Here is a 17,207-nt window from a genome sequence, read left to right as displayed (position 1 = left end):
GCCATGGTAATATATTGTTTCTCCTGTTGTTTTTCAAGATTGTTTCCGGTATAATTAATGGTGGAAAGGAGCGGACACCATGCGGAAAAAAAGATGGAAAATGTTTACTATTATCGAATTGCTTATTGTTATAACGATCATTGCCATTCTTGCGGCCCTGCTGCTGCCCGCGTTAAGTTCGGCAAGGACGCGGAGCAAGACGATTCAATGTGCCTCCAATCTCCGCCAGGTCGGCACCGGCACCGCCATGTATCTGGATGTCTATGTCTATTTCCCCAACTACAACGCGACCCATCTGGATCCCCCGGATGGTGCAGCCAACGGATTGTGGCAGGATTGCATCTATGAATTGATTTCGGGAGCTCCCCGCAAAGCGTACAGCTCCTATCAGAGCGAGCTTCCGCTCTACCAGGATGCCATTCCCTACCCGCCTTTTGCCTGCCCCGCCTCCGAAGCAAAAAAATTGCGTCAGTATTCGATCCATTACGGCGCCAATGTCAAAATATGCAAGGAGAAGCTGAACCGGGTGAAAACCCCTTCCCGACGCGGCATCATCATGGATATCTACATGGATAACGCCTTCGGTGCAGCGAACTATTACCCGGCGGTCACCTGGCCCAGCGCCGTCAACACCTGGGATGCGTTGATTCTGCCTGGTGCATGGCGCCACTCTTCGCACAGCATCAACGCGCTTTACCTGGATGGACATGTGCAAAACCATTCGCGAAATACGTTTGTCAACAAGACAGGCAACGCCGCGACCAACCCCGCCTATTACTTCTGGGGCGGCGGAAACTCCGGCAACCAGATGCTGTAAATTCAAATGAAATGACAGATCAGAAACTCTATGGAGAATACAATGCATCCGAAAAAAATCATCCTCATCACCACCCTCCTGCTGCTGGGAGGTCTCCTGCCGGCGGCAGAGAATCTGCTCAACCCCCGGTCCTGGAAATGCAGCAGAGGAGGAACCTTTTCCGCCGACGGCTCCGCCTGCCGCATCGATTCCAAAGCCAGCAAGCACCTGATTCTGGAACAGACGATTCCTCTCCGCAGTTCGGCGGGAACGCTGCTGTTCAGCGGCGACATTGAGATCCACCGACAGAAAGGGATGCACTCAAATTACAGCATCTACCCGGAACTTGTGTTTGTCGGAGCACAGTCCGCTCCGCTGAAATTTGCCCGCAAGGCCGGGTGCGGCCTCGGGCGCTATTCCTTCCGGGAGCTGGTCGCAGTTCCCCGGGGCGCAACCGCGGTTCGGGTGCGATTCCACCACGACGGCACTCTGGGGGAAAGCACCATTTCAAACTGGGTTTTGAATGTGGCGGGAGAACGCGGCGAACAACTGGATGCTCCGCTTCCGGCAGGCCGGTCGCTCGACTGGGGGAAGGAACCGGTCGTCGCCTCCGGTTCCCACCGGGCCGAAATCGTACTCAACGGTCTGTGGCGGTTTCAGCCGGCGCACTCGAAACGCAACCCGAAAAATCCTCTCCCGCACGGCTGGGGATATATCAATGTTCCGGGCACGTGGACTCCCGGCGAAGCGGTCGGGCTTGCCATTGCCGGAGGCGGGGAGCTCTGGAGCGACACGCCGTTCGACAAACTGGCAACCGCCTATTTTCATCGCAAAGTGCACACGCCGCAATCGTGGGCAAACCGCCGGATCTTTCTTGATGTGGAACACCTCTCCGCAATTGCCGAAATTTCGGTCGACGGGAAGCGCGTCGGCACAATCCGGTATCCTGACAGCACACTGGAACTGACGGGAATCCTGCAGCCGGGCAAAGAGCAGGATCTCCTGCTGCGGGTGACCTGCGTTGCCAATATGAGGGATATCACCATTTCCGAAGGGTCGGCGGCGGATCAGACCTATCGCCTCAAGGAGCGGATCAAAGGCAAAGGGCTGACCGGAGATGTGGTTCTCTCCAGCCGCCCCGCCGAGGGCAATTTCCGTTCCGTATTCATTCAGACCTCCGTGGAACGGCGTGAACTCGCCCTGCAGCTGGAGTTCTCCGGGCTGAAACAGGAGACGGAACGGACGGTCAGCGCACAGATCCGGAATCCGGACGGAACCATTGTGAAACGTTTGCCCCCCCGGGTCATCCGGCTCCGGCCGGACCGTCAGGGCAACGCCACGGCGAAAGTCACCGAGCCTTGGCCGAACCCCAGGCTGTGGCACCCGTCGGCCCCCTGGCTGTACCGTCTCGACCTGACGATTTCCACCGGAGATTTTACGGAGACGATTCAGGAAACTTTCGGCTTCCGGGAGTTTAAAGTATCGGGCAGAAATTATCTGCTCAACGGGAAGCGTATCAATATGAGACCGGCCGTATTTCATGACGGCTTCAAACTGTTGAATGCAGTTCAGGTGCGCGGGGCGATAGATGCCCTGCGGCAGTATGGATTCAACCTGATCGAAATCTGGGCGACAAACGATCTTCACCCCGGTCAGATCTACTTTGCGGAAGCGGACTTTCTGCAGCACGCGGCGAAAACCGGCATGATGGTGATTCCATCCATGCCGTATGTGGAGCGGGGCGAACTGTCGCGGCGCAGCGTTCGCGAAGAGTGGAGAAAGCGCTGCGCCCGGTTCATCCGCCGCCATCGCAACAATCCGGCGATCGTGATCTGGGGGCACAGCCCCAATCAATACAACGGCGTCTGCGATCAGGACCCGAACTACATTGGACAGCGCGCGCCGTACATCGCGGAAGAAAACGGCGTTTCCCCTCTGATCCACGACGGAGAGATCGCCACGAAAATGTTTCGGGAGCTGGATCCGACCCGGCCGAACTTCTCCCATGCCGGGCATGTCGGAGAGATCTATTCCGCCAACAACTACCTCAGCCTGCTGCCCATACAGGAGCAGGAGGAGTGGCTCTCCCGCTATTTCAAACGGGGCGATCAACCCTACTTCGCCGTCGAATTCGGATTCATCGGCGGACTGGACTTCAAACGCGGCCGGGCCTCGCATCGCATCACCAATAAAACAGAGGATCAGATGACGGAGCATCTGGCTCGATTTTACGGCTCCGATGCGTATCGCAAAGAGAGCAAGGCGGCGGCCGGATACAATGCCGCCCGCTACACCGGCAGCGGCGACCTTTACCGGCCCAGCGACCGGTTCATCCCGGACGATTACGCCATGGATCTCTATGCACAGCTGATTCGCCGCGTCTACCGCTCCTGGCGTACCGGCGGCAATTCCGGAGGGATGATTCTCTGGATGGCGCATGAGGCTTTTGATCAGGGCCGGATTCTGCCTGAAAATGCAATCCGTTTCCGCCGGAGCATCTACTGCGGGCCATTCGTTCCCGGCAGCCGCGGCTTCTATCGCCCCTGGCTCTCTCTGGCGGAACGCTACTTCTGGTCTCCGAAAGGAGCCGTCCCGAACACGGCCGGGAAAGCCATGCTCGAAGTCACGCGCCCGATCATGGCGTGGCTCGGCGGGCAGGAGCGCCCCGGCGACAACATGGACTTTACCGCCAAAGACCACTCCTTCCGCGGCGGGGAGGTCATGAAAAAACAACTGCTGCTGCTGAACGACAGCCCGGAAACATTGCCGTACCAGTTTACTGTCGCGCTGAAACACGAAGAGCGCGTCCTGGACCGGCGCACATTTTCCGGAGAGATCGGGAGTGCGGGGAATCTGCATCTTCCGTTTGAATTCCAACTGCCTCAGGTTGACCGGAAAACCGATGCGACGCTTCTCCTGGAGGGAAAGATGGGCGGAGAACCCCTCTCCGACCGCTTCACCTTCCGCATTTTTCCGGAAGAATTCAAAGCAAACCCGGTTCCATTCACCCTGTACGACACCGAAGGGAAAACCCGGAAGATGCTCGAAAATGCCGGATACTCCGTCCAGACGGTCACCGCCCTGCCCGTCGGAAAACTGTTGATCGTCGGGCGCAACACGATACAACTTGACACCCCGCCGAAACTGGATTTGAAAAAATTCGTCTCCGAGGGGGGCACGCTGCTGATGATGGCACACAAGAGTTACGGAGATCTCTTCCGGTACAGCCGCTGGATCAGCCGGAAGGTTTTCCCCATGCCGAACGAACGGAAAATTTCAGCGGGCCTCGACGCCAGTGATCTGGCCGACTGGCGGGGACATGGGACGATGATTCCCGCGTATCCCCCTCCGCTTCCGGCCAGCGCCACCGATTACGGCTGGCACTGGAGCAATCGCGGCTCCGTGGCAACAACTGCCATTGAGAAACCCCATTACGGAGCGTGGACGGCTCTGTTGGAAAATGGCTTCGACCTGCAGTATTCGCCGCTTCTGGAGCTCGCATGGGGCAAAGGGCGGGTCATTCTCTGCCAGCTGGATCTGGAAGATCACGTTCCGCAGGATCCGGCGGCCTCCCGACTGCTCGCCAATCTGCTCGATTACGCAGCTCAACCCTGGCGGAGCCATCGCAGCCGCCGCACCGTCCTGCTCGGTGGATCCGCCAGACAGAAAGCGATTCTGCAGGAATCCGGGTTGAATTTCGAATCCCATACGGTACTCCCGGGCGATGCAGATCTCATTCTGGTGGCGGATGGGGCAGATGTTCCGCTTTCGACGCTGGAGGAGGCCTCCCGCAACGGCGCCCGCATCCTGGTGATGGGCGAAGAGGCCGCGAAACGGATTTTTTCAGCCGGCTTGAGACGACGTTATACGTTCCGCGGAGCGTTCGATGTGCCGGACTGGCCCGAATTGCGGGGCGTATCTGCGTCCGATCTGCGCTGGCGCTCCCCCATGTCGGCGCTGATGTTCACCTCATCCGGGAAACTGGAAACTGGAGCGAATGGTCAGCTTGCCCGCCATCCGGTCGCGGGGGGGAATCCTATCCTGCTGACTCTCTTTGACCCGGAACGCTTCGACCTGCAGAAGGAGCCGTTCTTCCGCTTCACACGCTGGCGTCAGGCTCATGCGCTGAATCAGCTGCTGGTCAATCTGGGCGCGACCTTCCACCAGGACGGGAATTTCTTCGCGTTCCGAAGCCGGACGGAGGTGTGGAATAAATATCACCGCGGATGGCGCGGCAAGATGTTTTTCCGTCGTCCGAGAATGAACAAAGTGCTGTCCGATCCCGGCATCTCCCGGGAGGCTGCGGAAGCGCTGAAGCCCGGCTATGATGACAGCAGCTGGACCGCACTCGATCTGCCCTTCATCTGGCAGGAAAAATACCCCTCCGCGGCGGAGTGGGGGCAGCAAAATGGAGAGGCCGTTTTTCGTCGAGTCCTCCACGTGCCGCCCGAATGCGCCGGCCATGACCTGACGATTTCCCTGGGCATTATCGATGACTTTGATCAGACCTTTTTCAACGGCGTGAAAGTTGGCGAAGTGAGCAAAGGGTATCAGATTCCGCGAAAATATCTGGTTCCGGGGAAATTGGTGAAACCGGGTCCCAACCTGATTTCCGTACGTTTGTTTGACTGCCTGGGAACCGGCGGATTCATCGGCGCACCGGATTCGTTCATGGCGGACTCCCCCAAGCTCTCGGGAAGCGGCCTGTACCATCGAGACTATCGCAACGACGTATTTCAAAGTTCCGACGATCCCTGTCGGTATTACCGATGGTAACCCTTGCAACGGGAAATCGGAAGTTTCATCGAAAGGAGGTGAAAGCACCATTGATCCACCTGCTGTTCTCACGCCGTTCTCCGTTCCACCGGAAGGGCTGGGAACCCGAAAAAACATCGCAATAGAAAGGAGTGCATTATGCTGAAGAAATCGTTTTTGTTCGCAGCGGCAATGGGGATCGTTCTGGGAGCCGGAGCCGCCACGTTGCGGGTTGAACTCTCTGGAGGAAACAAGGTCGAACTTCTGCCGGTCGAGGCGCCTGAAACCATCGAATTGCGCCCGATGAACTGGTTGAAGCCCTCCGAACAGAAATTCACCCTGTGGGGAGTCGAAAAGAAGGCGGCCACGTCGGAATGGCAGACGGCGACCTTTGAATTCACCCCCAAGAGCAATGGTCTGGTCATGATGTTCTTCCGGGGGGAACAGGGAGATCTCTGGGTCACCAACCTTGCCAGCGGCAACAATCTTGTCGCAAACGGCGACATGACGGCGCTCGATCCTGAGAAAACCGACCTGCCCCAGGGGTACTATTTCCGCGGCACGAGCATTTACTCGAAGACCGGGGGGGAAGACGGTTCCGCCATGGTCCGCGTCGGCGCGAACGGGATGCTCATCCGCCAGCTGTGGTTCCCCGGCAACAAACCCTGCCGGATCACCATCTCCTACAAGGAAGCGAAATAGCCTCTCCTGCGTGCCGCCGAAATCGGCAGGATGCCGCATAAAACGGTTTTCCGGAGAGACAGACGTGGCGTTTTCTCCGGAGATCCACACGGCATCTGCCGATTTCCATTCACCGATCCTGCAATACCGCCTTCCGGCATGTGTCAATGGCTGGTGCATCATGAATGACCAACTTTACCAAGCATTGGATTCCGCATGGAACCAGATTACCAGACTGTTGTTCTGTGAAACAATCAATCTCATCTACGACTTTGTCGGGAGCTTCGACAACCATCGGTTTGATTTTCTGCCGCTGCCCGAGGAGATCCGGCACGGATTCCCCAACAACAAAGGCTACTCCACCGGCATGGAAGACAGCATGATCAACGCGGGAATCGCCATGAATCTGTGCCTCCTCCGGGCGCAGCGGTTTCCCGCGCAGGCCGACGAATGTGAATCCTTCGCCCGACGGCTGCTCAAAGGAATGGATCTTTGCGCAACGGTGCATGGCCGCGAGGGATACATCGTGCGCAGCGTTTCCCACCGCGACGGGAAAAGTTGCTACCCATGCTCTTCACGCGATCAGATGACATTCTGGGTGTGGGGACTGTGGCAATACTGCCGCTCCTCTTTTGCAACCGCTTCAGAGCGCAGGCGGATTGCGGAACTCATCGTCATGCTTGCGGAACGGGGGGAAAAAGAGGTCGTGGAGGAGAACAATTACTGCATCCTCACTCTCGACGGCGTTCCCGATGTTCTCAACAAGATGGACTTTGTTCAGCCGCACGAAGCACTGCGGCTCCCGATGTTTTACCTGGTTGCCAGCGCTCTCACCGGGGATCGGCACTGGCGGAACTGTTATGAGCAGCGTCTCAGCAATGCGCTGACCGAATCCGCCCGTCCCAAGGGTTTCTGGAATCATTTTGAACTTTCTCAGTTTCTCCTGTCGCTCTCGATCTGCAATCATCTCGACCCCCGCCCGGAGTTTGTACGGATCGCCGGAAATATCGCGGCCATTACGGAACAGCAGCTGTGCGAAACCTTCCTGCCCCGGCTGGAACACTGGAACGGGAACTGGTGCTTCCCGGCCAAAGCGTGGAGAGATTCCACCAATATCAGCCTGAAAAAGCAGGAGGACGGCCGTGTGGTCGGAGCGGACGGCCGACTGGATTTGCGGTGCCGCCAGGCAAACGGGTTCGCCGACTTGCTGGATCTGGTGCGCATCCCCGGTAATCTGATGATGGGGCTTCTGCTTGCTCCGGGATACACGGTATCCCCGGCACTGCAACAGCGGTTTCTCGCCGCGTTTCAACGACCCGATTATTCACGAACCTGCACCTGCAGTTCGGTTTGCATGCTTTACAGCGCCCTCCACCTGTTGACGGAACATGATTTGCCGCCGGGGGAGGTTTGAGAAGCCTGCGCCACGCCCCGGACTCACGGCGGGGAGAGAAATTCAGGAAGCGCGATGTTCGCAGCCGGTCAGGACACCCGTTGCCGGCCGTGTTTTGCCGCCTCGACGTTCCGCTTCGGCTCCTGGCTGGCGGAGGGTTCCTCCGCGGGGCGGTACGGCCGGTTTCCTCACGGAAAAACATCCCATTGCAACGGATATCAACCTGCCGACAGGTTGCAATCCGTTTTTTTCTGTGATATAGTAAAGCATGTGTAACAGTGTGGTTTCATCATTCGGAGAGGCCGGAATCCGGCTGTTTCTCTTTTTTGCGTTCACCCTGTCGCTCCTCGCGTGTGTGGCAGGTCATGTGGACGCCGGCTGTTTTGTCTCGCCCGACGTTCCGGAGCAACATCATCCGAAGCTCCATCCCGGTTCCGATACGCTTCCGCCCGCGGAGCTTCAGGAGGAGGAGTTTGACGAAGCGGTCGTGCCCAAGACACTCCATGAAGATCTGCCGGTGTTCGAACTCTTCGAACCGCTCCGGCTGATTCGCTTCGCCCTCCGGCGGAGCCCCTGCTCCACGCTTCCTCTCTTCGGCGGCATCCGCGCCCGCGCGCCGTCGTCAACACCGGCGGTTCTCCGCTGCTGATTTCGGAAATCGACGCTCCCGTACAACGGAAACAGTGAAAATCTGTTCCCGCCGTGTTCCGTATTGTTTTTCCGAACTCAGGCTGAAAGAAAACCTGTCATGTCCCACAATGTTCTCCCTATGAAAAAGCGCAAAAATCCGAACTCGCAGGAGCTCGGGCTGCGCATTGCCAACATCTTCGGTCGCTATCTGCTCAAGACCGCCCATCTGCACTACGGCTTCTGGCCGGACAATCTGCCGGTCACCCTCGCGAACCTGCCGAAAGCACAGGAGCTTTATGCGGAGTTTCTGCGAAACAACATTCCCGAAGGCGTATCGAGCATCCTCGACGTCGGCTGCGGCACCGGACACAATGCCGAACTGCTGCTCGCCAGCGGGTATCAGGTCGATTGCGTCTCGCCGAGCCCCTACCTCTCCTCCATCACCCGGGGGAAACTTCAGGGGCGCGGCAAGCTGTACGAATGCACTTTCGAAGAGCTCCCGCCCGGCCGCAAATATGACTGCCTGCTCTTCAGCGAGAGCTTTCAGTACATCGATCTGGATACCGTATTTCTGCGCATGCCGGAATTTCTGAATCCCGGCGGCTGCGTGATCATCTCCGACTTCTTCCGGATTCCGGGCGAAGGTTCGAGCGCGATGGGCGGCGGGCACCGGCTGAGCCGTTTCCGCGAAAAACTCGCAACTTCGCCGTTCCGCCTGCTGAGGGAGAAGGACATCACCGAAAACACCGCGCCCAATCTCCAGCTGGTCGATGAAGCGCTCCAGCAGGTTGCAGTTCCGCTCCGGGATCTCGTCATCGGCGAACTCTCCAGCCGCCACCGCTGGTTCTGGCTGCCGGCAAAGTGGATCGGACGGCTGTTCTTCCGTCGCAAACTCGAGAAGCTTCACTACAAATATTTCAGCGGCTCGCGCAATGCTGAAAATTTCAGGGAGCACAAACGCTACTGTCTCTTCCTTTTGCAGAGAAAACCGGCGGAGGCATAACACGCCGTCCGCCGGATACGCGGTGCATTCGTAAACGCCGCAGAGGCACCGCTCCCGCCCTCCCGTCATCCGGCGGAAGCGGTGCGGCGGCGTGGCGGATTACTCCGCAAAATCGCCGAAGGTCAGCAGAAGCGGATAATCGCGCAACGGCAGGTGAAGGAACCTGCGGTAGCCTTTGCCGTCGTTCTCCACCATCGATTCCGGAATGGAGTAGATCGTCCCCTCCAGCAGATCGATCAACTTCGCCTCGCCGGGCAGCGAACAGCATTCGACGGTGATGGTCGCCTCATAGGTGGTCGTCAGGATTTCAGCCGGCATCCAGTAGACGAACGCCGCGCTGCCATTCGGTTTGGCAAAGCCGCAGGAGAGCAGACTCCGGCCCGGATCCTCCCGGCGGGCCAGCAGAGACGAATCGACTGGCGCCACGCGGACCGGGAGCTCCTGCACGGAAAACTCCTCCCGGAAGATCGCCGCCAGCACCTGCAGTGTCCGGTACGACGGTTTCGGCTTGTACTCTCCGGTCGAGACGCCGTCCGCGTCGAACTCCGCGCCCAGCACGCCGAAATAGCCGTAGTCCAGATAACTTGCCTTGTCCCCCACGGTTCCATTCAGCGCCTCGATCATATCCATGCAGGAAAAGTAGGAGTTGAACTTCACCCCCTCGAACATATGGGCGAGCAGGTGGCGGGCGAGGAACTTCGCCTGCCGCACCGGAGTCCAGGCCATTCCGCGAAGCGCTCCGGCCCCGTCACTGCGGGACTGGGTGCCGGTCTCCCCCTGAGCGAACTCCATCGCCGGATTCTCCCGCAGACAGAGAGCTTTCACCGCCCGCATGCACTCGATCGAATGCCGCTCATCCGGTGAATAGCCGTGATAGGTCAGAACGTCCATCTGTCTGCCGGCACCGGTGGCCAGCACGTCGCGGACCCATTTGAGATCGTAGAGGCAGAGCGCGCCGCCGATCACCTTCGCCTCCGGATCCGCCTCCCGGACCGCCGCCGCGGTGAGATTGACCAGTTCGCCGTATTCGGTGCCGCTGACGCCGTGTTTCCAGCACCACTTGCCGTCTGGCTCGTTCCACACTTCGTAACAGGTGATCTTTCCCCGGTACCGGCTCACCAGGGCGGCAACGTAACGCTGCCACGCCCGCTTCTGCTCTTCGCTCCGGACCGGCGGACAGCCGACGGCGCCGAACACCTTCGCCGCTTCCTCGTCGTAGAGCGGATTGCCGTAGCAGAGACAGACCCACGGCTGCAGGCCGCGACGAAGCAGATTCCCGACGATGTCGTCGAACCAGGCGAAATCGTAGACGCCGGGCTTTTTCTCCGTCCGCGCCCAGCCGGACTGGATGCGAATCCATTTGACGCCGAGGGCGGCGACCTTGTCGTACGCCTTTTCCGGGTCGAACACGGCGCGATCGAGCTTCTCAAACCCGAGCCCGAGGGTGGACTCCTTCACCTGCGTGGAGTGCACCGGTTTGACGGAACCGATTTTTGTGAGACGATCCATGACAAATTACCTCCTATCCGATTGTGTTGGTAACTGATAACGCATCCGAAAGCTCCGATGCGGCATCACGAAGCAGTTTCCACACCAGCTGTGCGTGGTCCGGCCGGCACCGGTTCGCCGGCATGGAGCAGCCCAGTGCGGCGAGATAGCGCCGGTTGGCGAAGAGCGGCACGGCAAAGATCCCCTGCCAGCGGTCGAGGGCGCGATATCCGCCCTCCTGACGGATTTTCGCCAGGGCGTCCGGTACATCCTTCCGCGTCCGAAACTCCGGGAACGGCACGGCATTCTCCGGGATGGCGTCGTAAAGCTCCATCGCACGCTCCGTGGGCAGCCACGCCATCTCCACCACCCCTGTGGCGGTGCAGTAGAGATCGTCGAACGCCGGCTGATTCAGCCGGATTTCACGGTCCGGATTGCCGTTGCGGTGGTAGAGCACGTACCGCTTTCCCCGGCACACCTGCGAAATCAGCACCGAATCGCCGATCGTCCCGGCCAGCTGATCCACCATCGGAGCCGCCTTTGCGAGCAGCCGGGACTGGTACTGCGCCATGTTGTTCAGCGTGACAATCCGCGGCCCCGCGGCGTAGCCGGCCTGCCGCGAAACCTGCACAATGTATCCGGCGTCCAGAAGCATCCGGAGAATCCGTGAACAGGTGGTCCGGTTCAGCCCCAGCTTCTTCGCCAGCGCCAGCGGCCCCAGCGGCTGCGGAGTCGCGGCAATGATCTCTTCCAGAATCGCAAAGCTCTTATCAAGCACTTTAATCATCGTTTTACGCTCCTATTGATTCATATTATGAATCTTTGATATTATATTTTTTACTATACATGGAAAAGCGGGAAAGTGCAAGCGGAGGAAAATTTTTTTCAGCCGGAAAAGGCGGCAGGGGAGAAGAGAGAGGCCTCGTTCTTTTCTTCGCCGGAAACGGCCGGACCATTTGACGAAACGGCTTTCCGGATGTATTCTTTTTCCGGAGCGGAATGAATCCGCGTCCGGCCGGTGCCTCGCCTCCGGCAAAGGGAATGAACCGCAAACAAGGGAGAACGTATGAAGCGGAAACGAATCTGGATGGCCGCCGCATTCTGTGGAGTTGTCTTCACATTCTGCGGATGCTGTTCCACCGGACCAACCGACACAAAAGAGGAGAAGCCGAAAACCATGAAAGAGGTCTGCCAGTTTTTGAAGGACGCCGGCGTATATTACATCGCCACAGTGGAGGGGGATCAGCCGCGGGTGCGTCCGTTCGGCACGATCCATATCTTCGAAGGGAAGCTCTACATCCAGACCGGCCGGAAGAAGAACGTCTCCCGCCAGCTCGCCGCCAACGGGAAAACCGAACTCTGCGCCATGAAGGGGGACGAGTGGATCCGGCTCTCCGGCACGCTGGTCGACGACAACCGGCGCGAGGCGAAAGCCTCGATGCTCGACGCCTACCCCTCCCTCAAGAAAATGTACAGCGCGGACGACGACAACACGCAGGTGCTCTACTTCAAGGACGCCACGGCGACGATCTACTCCTTCTCGCATGAGCCGGTTGTAATCAAATTCTAGAGGTGCATCAGGAAGAACGGCCCGGGGGAGTGACGCACTGCAAAAGCGCCCTCTCCGGCCACTCCTCCGCCCGTAGCGCCCGCCCTCCTCCAGCCGTCGGCCTGCGACAAACCACGTCGAATGGATCGCAATCAACCGGGGAAGACTGCTGCAGGAATTCCAACGGCAAGTTGCAGCAAGAACGACTCTTAAGGCGTCTCATTTCCGTTGAGCCGGCAGGCGCCCCCTCCCCCGGAGACCGGACTCGCCGATGCTCCTGCACCACCCCTTCCCCACCGCGCCGCCCCGTTCTTTCCGAAAAAAAAATGAAAATACTCTTGCTTTTTTTTCGGGTCTATGGTATACTATTATCAAAGTTGCACACATGTGCATCTTGTCATGGAGGGTTGGCATGGGCGTAACCATTACAGAACTGGCGCGAGAGCTGAACATCTCACATTCGACGGTTTCGCGCGTTCTGAACGGGCGAATCAAAGGGCGCGTGCATCCGGAGATAGCGAACCGGATCTTCGCACTTGCCCGGGAACGCGGCTATGCTCCGAATCCGCATGCCCGCTGCCTGAAAACCGGGCGCAGCGGTATCATCGGGCTGGTGGTAGGGGAGATTTCGGAACGCTACTCCGGCTGTTATGCGCAGGCGCTGCTGAACGAAGCGGAGAGATACGGGCTCCGGCTCATTATCTCCACCACCAATTACGGCAGGGAGCGGGAACGCAAATGCCTGGAAGACCTGCTGCATTTTCATGTTGACGGAGTGATCTACCCACTCTATTTTGATCCGGCGTCTCCGCTCTATCAGAAGCTGAAGGAGTGTCGATTCCCGCTGTTGAACTTCGGCAACGGTGATTTCAGTTCGGTGAACTACGATTACACGGCCGCCTTTGACGCGATGTTCAAGGAATTCCGCAACCGGGGGCATGCCAGAGTTACACTGCTCACCTGGCCTTACGACCGGCAGGCCGCTCTCTTTCAGCGGAGAGCGGAGGAGAACGGCTTCGAGGTCGATACGATGGAATTCGATTCCGACAACCGGCACGACGGGAAGGCGTTTGAAGAGGTGCTCCGCAGAGGTTGCAATGCCTTGTACACCAACAGTTACGTGGAGCTTGCCGGACTGCTTGAGCTGTACCGGCGCCGTGGAGCAACAGCTCCGGACTGTGCCTGCACCTACACGCTGCCGTTTGAATATCTGTCTGATCCGGCGGTGATCGGTATGATCCATGCGCCGTTGAGGGAACGGGTGGAGAATGAAATCGGGCTGCTGCGGTTGCTGATCGAAGATTCAGCCCGGGAACGCGAGGTACGGCTGCTGCCGACCTGTTTTCTCTCCCGGCCGGAACTGGAAACGTTGCGGAGCAAGCAATGTCAGGATATCTGGTACAGAAATTATTGTTGACCCTAAAGGGAAGGAGGCATCGATGAAATCCGGAAAAAATTTCACTCTGATCGAACTTCTGATCGTAATTGCGATCATCGCCATTCTGGCGGCGATGCTGCTGCCTGCCTTGAACAAGGCGCGGGAATCGGCAAAAAGCATCTCCTGTACCAGCATCTTGAAACAGTTCGGCCTTGCGAACCAATCATACGCCGCCAGTTATGATGACTATGCGGTCCCCGGAAGAGCCGGCGGACTGCCATGGTTTAAGAATATCACATTCTTCAAGCTTGTCGGATGTCAGTATGATACCGTCACAGAAGTGTATCCGGAGTTGAATAAATTTTCCGGAAGAATCAGTCGGGAAATGATCTGTTCGAACGCCACAGCTGCGCTGAATGCAGCCAGCCTCAACGCCGTGAGGAACGGATTTCATCAGGTGGCGTACAGCTACGGCATGTCCAGCGAGGACTTTGCCGCAAGCGAGGGGGACTGGGCGATGGGCGAAAAGAATGCCCCGTTCAAAATGGGGCGGATTGTACGGCCGACACAGCGGGTCCTCTTCTGCGACGCGGTCAACTGGGCCCTGCGAGTGAATAATATGGAAAGATACTTTGAGCCGGGACGGGGGGAAACGGAATCCACGTATATGGGGCCGGCATACCGGCATAACAACCGGGCCAACGTCTGCATGTATGACGGGCATGTGGAATCCATGGAAGTGGCGGAACTCAAAAAAGCATACCGCTGGCGGAAGATGTATGTGTGGGATGAGGAGGATATTTGAAATGAAACAGCTGCCGATCAAAATTCTTTCCACTCTTCTGGCGGTATCTCCGCTGATTTCCTTTGCCGATGCGGTGATTTCGATAGACGCCGGGGATATCATTGCTCCGGTGAAGCCGTGGTGTTTCGGCAACAATTTGAGCGGGGCGGACAGCCGCGGCATCTATGTGAAGATGGATTCACCGAAGACCAACCTGCGCTCCATCAACTATGCGGGCGGCTACTGGAATCCGCTCCAAAACGCCCCCTTCGAAAATATCGCCGCGCTGGTCAAAAATCTGAAAATCGGCATGATGCGTTATCCGGGCGGATGCCTCGCGCATAACTTCAACTGGAAACATGCGGTCGGGCCGCTTTCGGAGCGGCGGGAGTGGAAATTCGGAGTCGATCAGTACATTGCACTCTGCCGGGCGATGAACTGGGAGCCGATCATCACGTTGACGGACTACGCTCTTCCGCCGGATCAGCTGCCCCGGCATCTTGCGGAGTTCGTCGAATATTTGAACGCTCCGGCTCTTCCGCAATATCCGTGGGCGATGAAACGTGCCGCCTGGGGGCATCCTGAACCGTATGGCGTCCGCTATTTTGAACTGGGCAATGAGTCCTGCCACGGGAATCATCTGATGGTTCCCAAGTACAGTTATACGCCCGAAGAATATGTGGAATACGCCGTGAAAAGTATGGAGGCCATCCGTAACATCGATTCCTCCGTAAAACTTGGAATCGTCACCCGGCCCGGAAACGGCATTGACTGGAACTGCGAATGGAATCGCAAGGTGATCAAAGGCGCGGGCCCGACCGCGGATTTTCTGGTTCTTCATTTCTACGGGCCGACAATCGGTGGTGCGGATCAACAGACAGCGTTGAAAAGCGTTCTCGCGTACCCTGACCAGCTCGCAATGCGGTTGAAGCAATACAGCAACTTATGCCGGGAGTTGGCAGGCAAACCGCTGCCGTTGCACATTACCGAATTCAACATCGGCAGCACATCCGACCGCCCTTTCCCGTACCGTTTTTCTTTTCTGGCCGGGTTGATGTGTGCCGATCTGATGCGGCTCTGGCAGGCGCCTGACAACCATGTTGCCAGCGCACAGTACTGGCATCTGCTGAACGGGTTCTGGGGCGCCGTACACACGGAAACTGCGACCGGACGGGTGATCCGGAAACGGGCGACGCTTCCGTTCTTCGAAGTATGGGGGAGATATCGGGGGGACCGGATTGTCGCGTCAACGGTGCGGAATTCTCCATCGGTTTCCTTTCTCGCCGGATGCGAATTGATGCCGTCGACGGGAACGGAGTATATCCCGGCAGAATTGGTCGCCGAACTGGAGAAAATCCCGCTCCGCCTGAATGAACACACTTCCGACCGCAATATCCGGATGAGTCCTGGGAAAAACGATACGTTTCAGATTCAAATCGCCAAGATGAAACAATCCTGCTACAGAACATTTGCCCGGATCCGCCGTCCGAAAGCGGCCACGGGAAAACCGTGGAAGATCGTCTTGAGTTTCGACGCCCGTTTTCTCTCTGACGCCGGACATGCCGCAGAGGCCCCGCAGGCCACTTTCGGTCTGGGGCTGGGGGATGCCCGCGGCTGGACAAAAACAAAATCGGCGGTTGCGATTCCCTGTACCTTCCGCGCCGGGGAATGGAGTCACTGTTCCGGAATTTATCTCTCTCTGCCTGATACTGACGAGGTCGACATCCTGTTCCGGCTGGAGAAGATTCGTTCCGCCGTTTCCGGAACCTTCGAGGTACGGAACCTGAAAGCGGTTGTGATGACGGCGGAACAGTTCCCCGCGTATCCGGCTCTTGCAACCTTCTCCTCTCTCTCGAATGACGGCAACACTCTCTATCTGCTGGTTTTCAACCGCGACCCGGAACACGCGGTCCGGGCCGATGTGGTTCTAAATCGCTTTCCGGCACGATCGGGCAAGTCGCTCGAACTGTACCGGAAGGATGTGAACTCCTGCGATTATTTTCAGGGCAGACGGGGAGAGCAGAAACTTTCCGGAGGAAGATTTTTCCACACCTTTCCGGCACACTCTCTGACTGCGTTTGAATGGAGAAAAGAATAATCAAGGTTTTCCGCAATGTCGCTGACGGAGCGGGCAACTGCCAAAATCAGCGGCGTTTGTCCGCGTTATCCACTGCGTGCGGCAACTGGAGCGACCTCTCCGGCAGAGGTCGCGCACTCACTTCGGTTATGACTGCCGTTTTGCCATAACCGAAGTGATGTTTTTCATCTTTGCTGTCGAAAACTCGAAACCGGAACTGTGCGAACGGTATGAGATCAGCCGGGTCCCGGGTCCGCACCGCCTTCAGGAAGATGTACAGTGCGGGAAACGACAGCACGCAGGTGCTCTGTTTCCCGGCAGCTCTTTTGGGCGGGGCCATCCCTGCGGCATTGCCGACCTGACGGAATGGTCAGGAACTCCTTACCTCATCCTAGTTCCGTATTGTCACGCCGACGTTCCCCCTTTATCGGAGGCACTTCCCCGTCGGATTTTTCCAACAGCATGCTCTCCTTCCGGGCGAACCGAGTGTCGATTTTTTGAAAGCGCAACACAGTTCTGATTTCAGCAGAAAGGCGAACCATTTTCCCGGTTTTGCAAGAGCGGCCTGCCTGCCGCCCCCTGGGAAATCAGTTGCGGACGCCATTCTCCTCTTCCCCCGGAAGAAAAATTCCGTTTTTTTCATTTTGACTGTTGACTTTCTTCCGCTTTTTGG

The 17,207-nt window shown here is 57.9% G+C and carries 13 protein-coding genes; 10 read left to right on the top strand and 3 right to left on the bottom strand.

What is annotated here, in order from left to right:
- Nucleotides 1-79 precede the first annotated feature (79 nt).
- From ACMLHG_RS10360 to ACMLHG_RS10335, 6 genes are all read left to right on the top strand, one after another.
- Complete coding sequence (locus ACMLHG_RS10360; protein ID WP_417170435.1) at nucleotides 80-817, top strand: hypothetical protein; 738 nt, start codon at nucleotides 80-82, stop codon at nucleotides 815-817.
- Between the two features lie 42 nt (nucleotides 818-859).
- On the top strand, nucleotides 860-5,572 hold the full coding sequence (locus ACMLHG_RS10355) for a hypothetical protein (protein WP_417170434.1): 4,713 nt from the start codon (nucleotides 860-862) through the stop codon (nucleotides 5,570-5,572).
- Between the two features lie 138 nt (nucleotides 5,573-5,710).
- A complete protein-coding gene (locus ACMLHG_RS10350; protein ID WP_294433445.1) occupies nucleotides 5,711-6,253 on the top strand; it encodes a hypothetical protein in 543 nt (180 codons plus the stop codon).
- Nucleotides 6,254-6,413: 160 nt separating this feature from the next.
- Nucleotides 6,414-7,646, top strand: a complete 1,233-nt coding sequence (locus ACMLHG_RS10345; RefSeq protein WP_417170433.1) for a hypothetical protein — start codon at nucleotides 6,414-6,416, stop codon at nucleotides 7,644-7,646.
- A 259-nt stretch (nucleotides 7,647-7,905) separates the two neighbouring features.
- Nucleotides 7,906-8,274 carry a hypothetical protein gene (locus ACMLHG_RS10340; RefSeq protein ID WP_417170432.1) on the top strand — a complete coding sequence of 123 codons (369 nt, stop codon included), beginning with the start codon at nucleotides 7,906-7,908 and terminating at the stop codon, nucleotides 8,272-8,274.
- 120 nt (nucleotides 8,275-8,394) lie between these two features.
- Nucleotides 8,395-9,258: a class I SAM-dependent DNA methyltransferase gene (locus ACMLHG_RS10335; RefSeq protein WP_417170431.1), complete on the top strand. Its 864-nt coding sequence runs from the start codon at nucleotides 8,395-8,397 to the stop codon at nucleotides 9,256-9,258.
- 99 nt (nucleotides 9,259-9,357) lie between these two features.
- Here the strand turns inward: ACMLHG_RS10335 and ACMLHG_RS10330 are convergent, their stop codons facing one another.
- On the bottom strand, nucleotides 9,358-10,767 hold the full coding sequence (locus ACMLHG_RS10330; RefSeq protein WP_294433434.1) for a GH39 family glycosyl hydrolase: 1,410 nt from the start codon (nucleotides 10,765-10,767) through the stop codon (nucleotides 9,358-9,360).
- A gap of 13 nt (nucleotides 10,768-10,780) precedes the next feature.
- Entirely contained in the window at nucleotides 10,781-11,533 is a 753-nt protein-coding gene (locus ACMLHG_RS10325) for an IclR family transcriptional regulator (RefSeq protein WP_294433431.1), read from the bottom strand.
- A gap of 390 nt (nucleotides 11,534-11,923) precedes the next feature.
- On the opposite strand from ACMLHG_RS10325, the gene ACMLHG_RS10320 reads away from it, so the two are divergent.
- The 4 genes from ACMLHG_RS10320 to ACMLHG_RS10305 all read left to right on the top strand — a co-directional run bounded on the left by ACMLHG_RS10320 (nucleotide 11,924) and on the right by ACMLHG_RS10305 (nucleotide 16,555).
- Nucleotides 11,924-12,316 (top strand): pyridoxamine 5'-phosphate oxidase family protein, encoded by a 393-nt coding sequence (locus ACMLHG_RS10320; RefSeq protein WP_366943074.1) that lies wholly within the window; start codon nucleotides 11,924-11,926, stop codon nucleotides 12,314-12,316.
- 391 nt (nucleotides 12,317-12,707) lie between these two features.
- Complete coding sequence (locus ACMLHG_RS10315) at nucleotides 12,708-13,712, top strand: LacI family DNA-binding transcriptional regulator (RefSeq protein WP_417170430.1); 1,005 nt, start codon at nucleotides 12,708-12,710, stop codon at nucleotides 13,710-13,712.
- 22 nt (nucleotides 13,713-13,734) lie between these two features.
- Nucleotides 13,735-14,478, top strand: coding sequence for an H-X9-DG-CTERM domain-containing protein (locus ACMLHG_RS10310; RefSeq protein WP_417170429.1), 744 nt, complete (start codon nucleotides 13,735-13,737; stop codon nucleotides 14,476-14,478).
- 1 nt (nucleotide 14,479) lies between these two features.
- Complete coding sequence (locus tag ACMLHG_RS10305) at nucleotides 14,480-16,555, top strand: hypothetical protein (protein ID WP_417170428.1); 2,076 nt, start codon at nucleotides 14,480-14,482, stop codon at nucleotides 16,553-16,555.
- Between the two features lie 46 nt (nucleotides 16,556-16,601).
- On the opposite strand, the gene ACMLHG_RS10300 is transcribed toward ACMLHG_RS10305, so the two are convergent.
- Nucleotides 16,602-16,874 carry a hypothetical protein gene (locus ACMLHG_RS10300; protein WP_294433419.1) on the bottom strand — a complete coding sequence of 91 codons (273 nt, stop codon included), beginning with the start codon at nucleotides 16,872-16,874 and terminating at the stop codon, nucleotides 16,602-16,604.
- Between the last annotated feature and the right edge of the window lie 333 nt (nucleotides 16,875-17,207).

Origin of the sequence: Victivallis sp., from assembly GCF_048170485.1 — a bacterium.
In the GTDB taxonomy this organism is placed as follows: domain Bacteria; phylum Verrucomicrobiota; class Lentisphaeria; order Victivallales; family Victivallaceae; genus Victivallis.
Note: the sequence above shows the minus strand (reverse complement) of the source record. Positions and strands in the feature narration are given on the sequence as shown.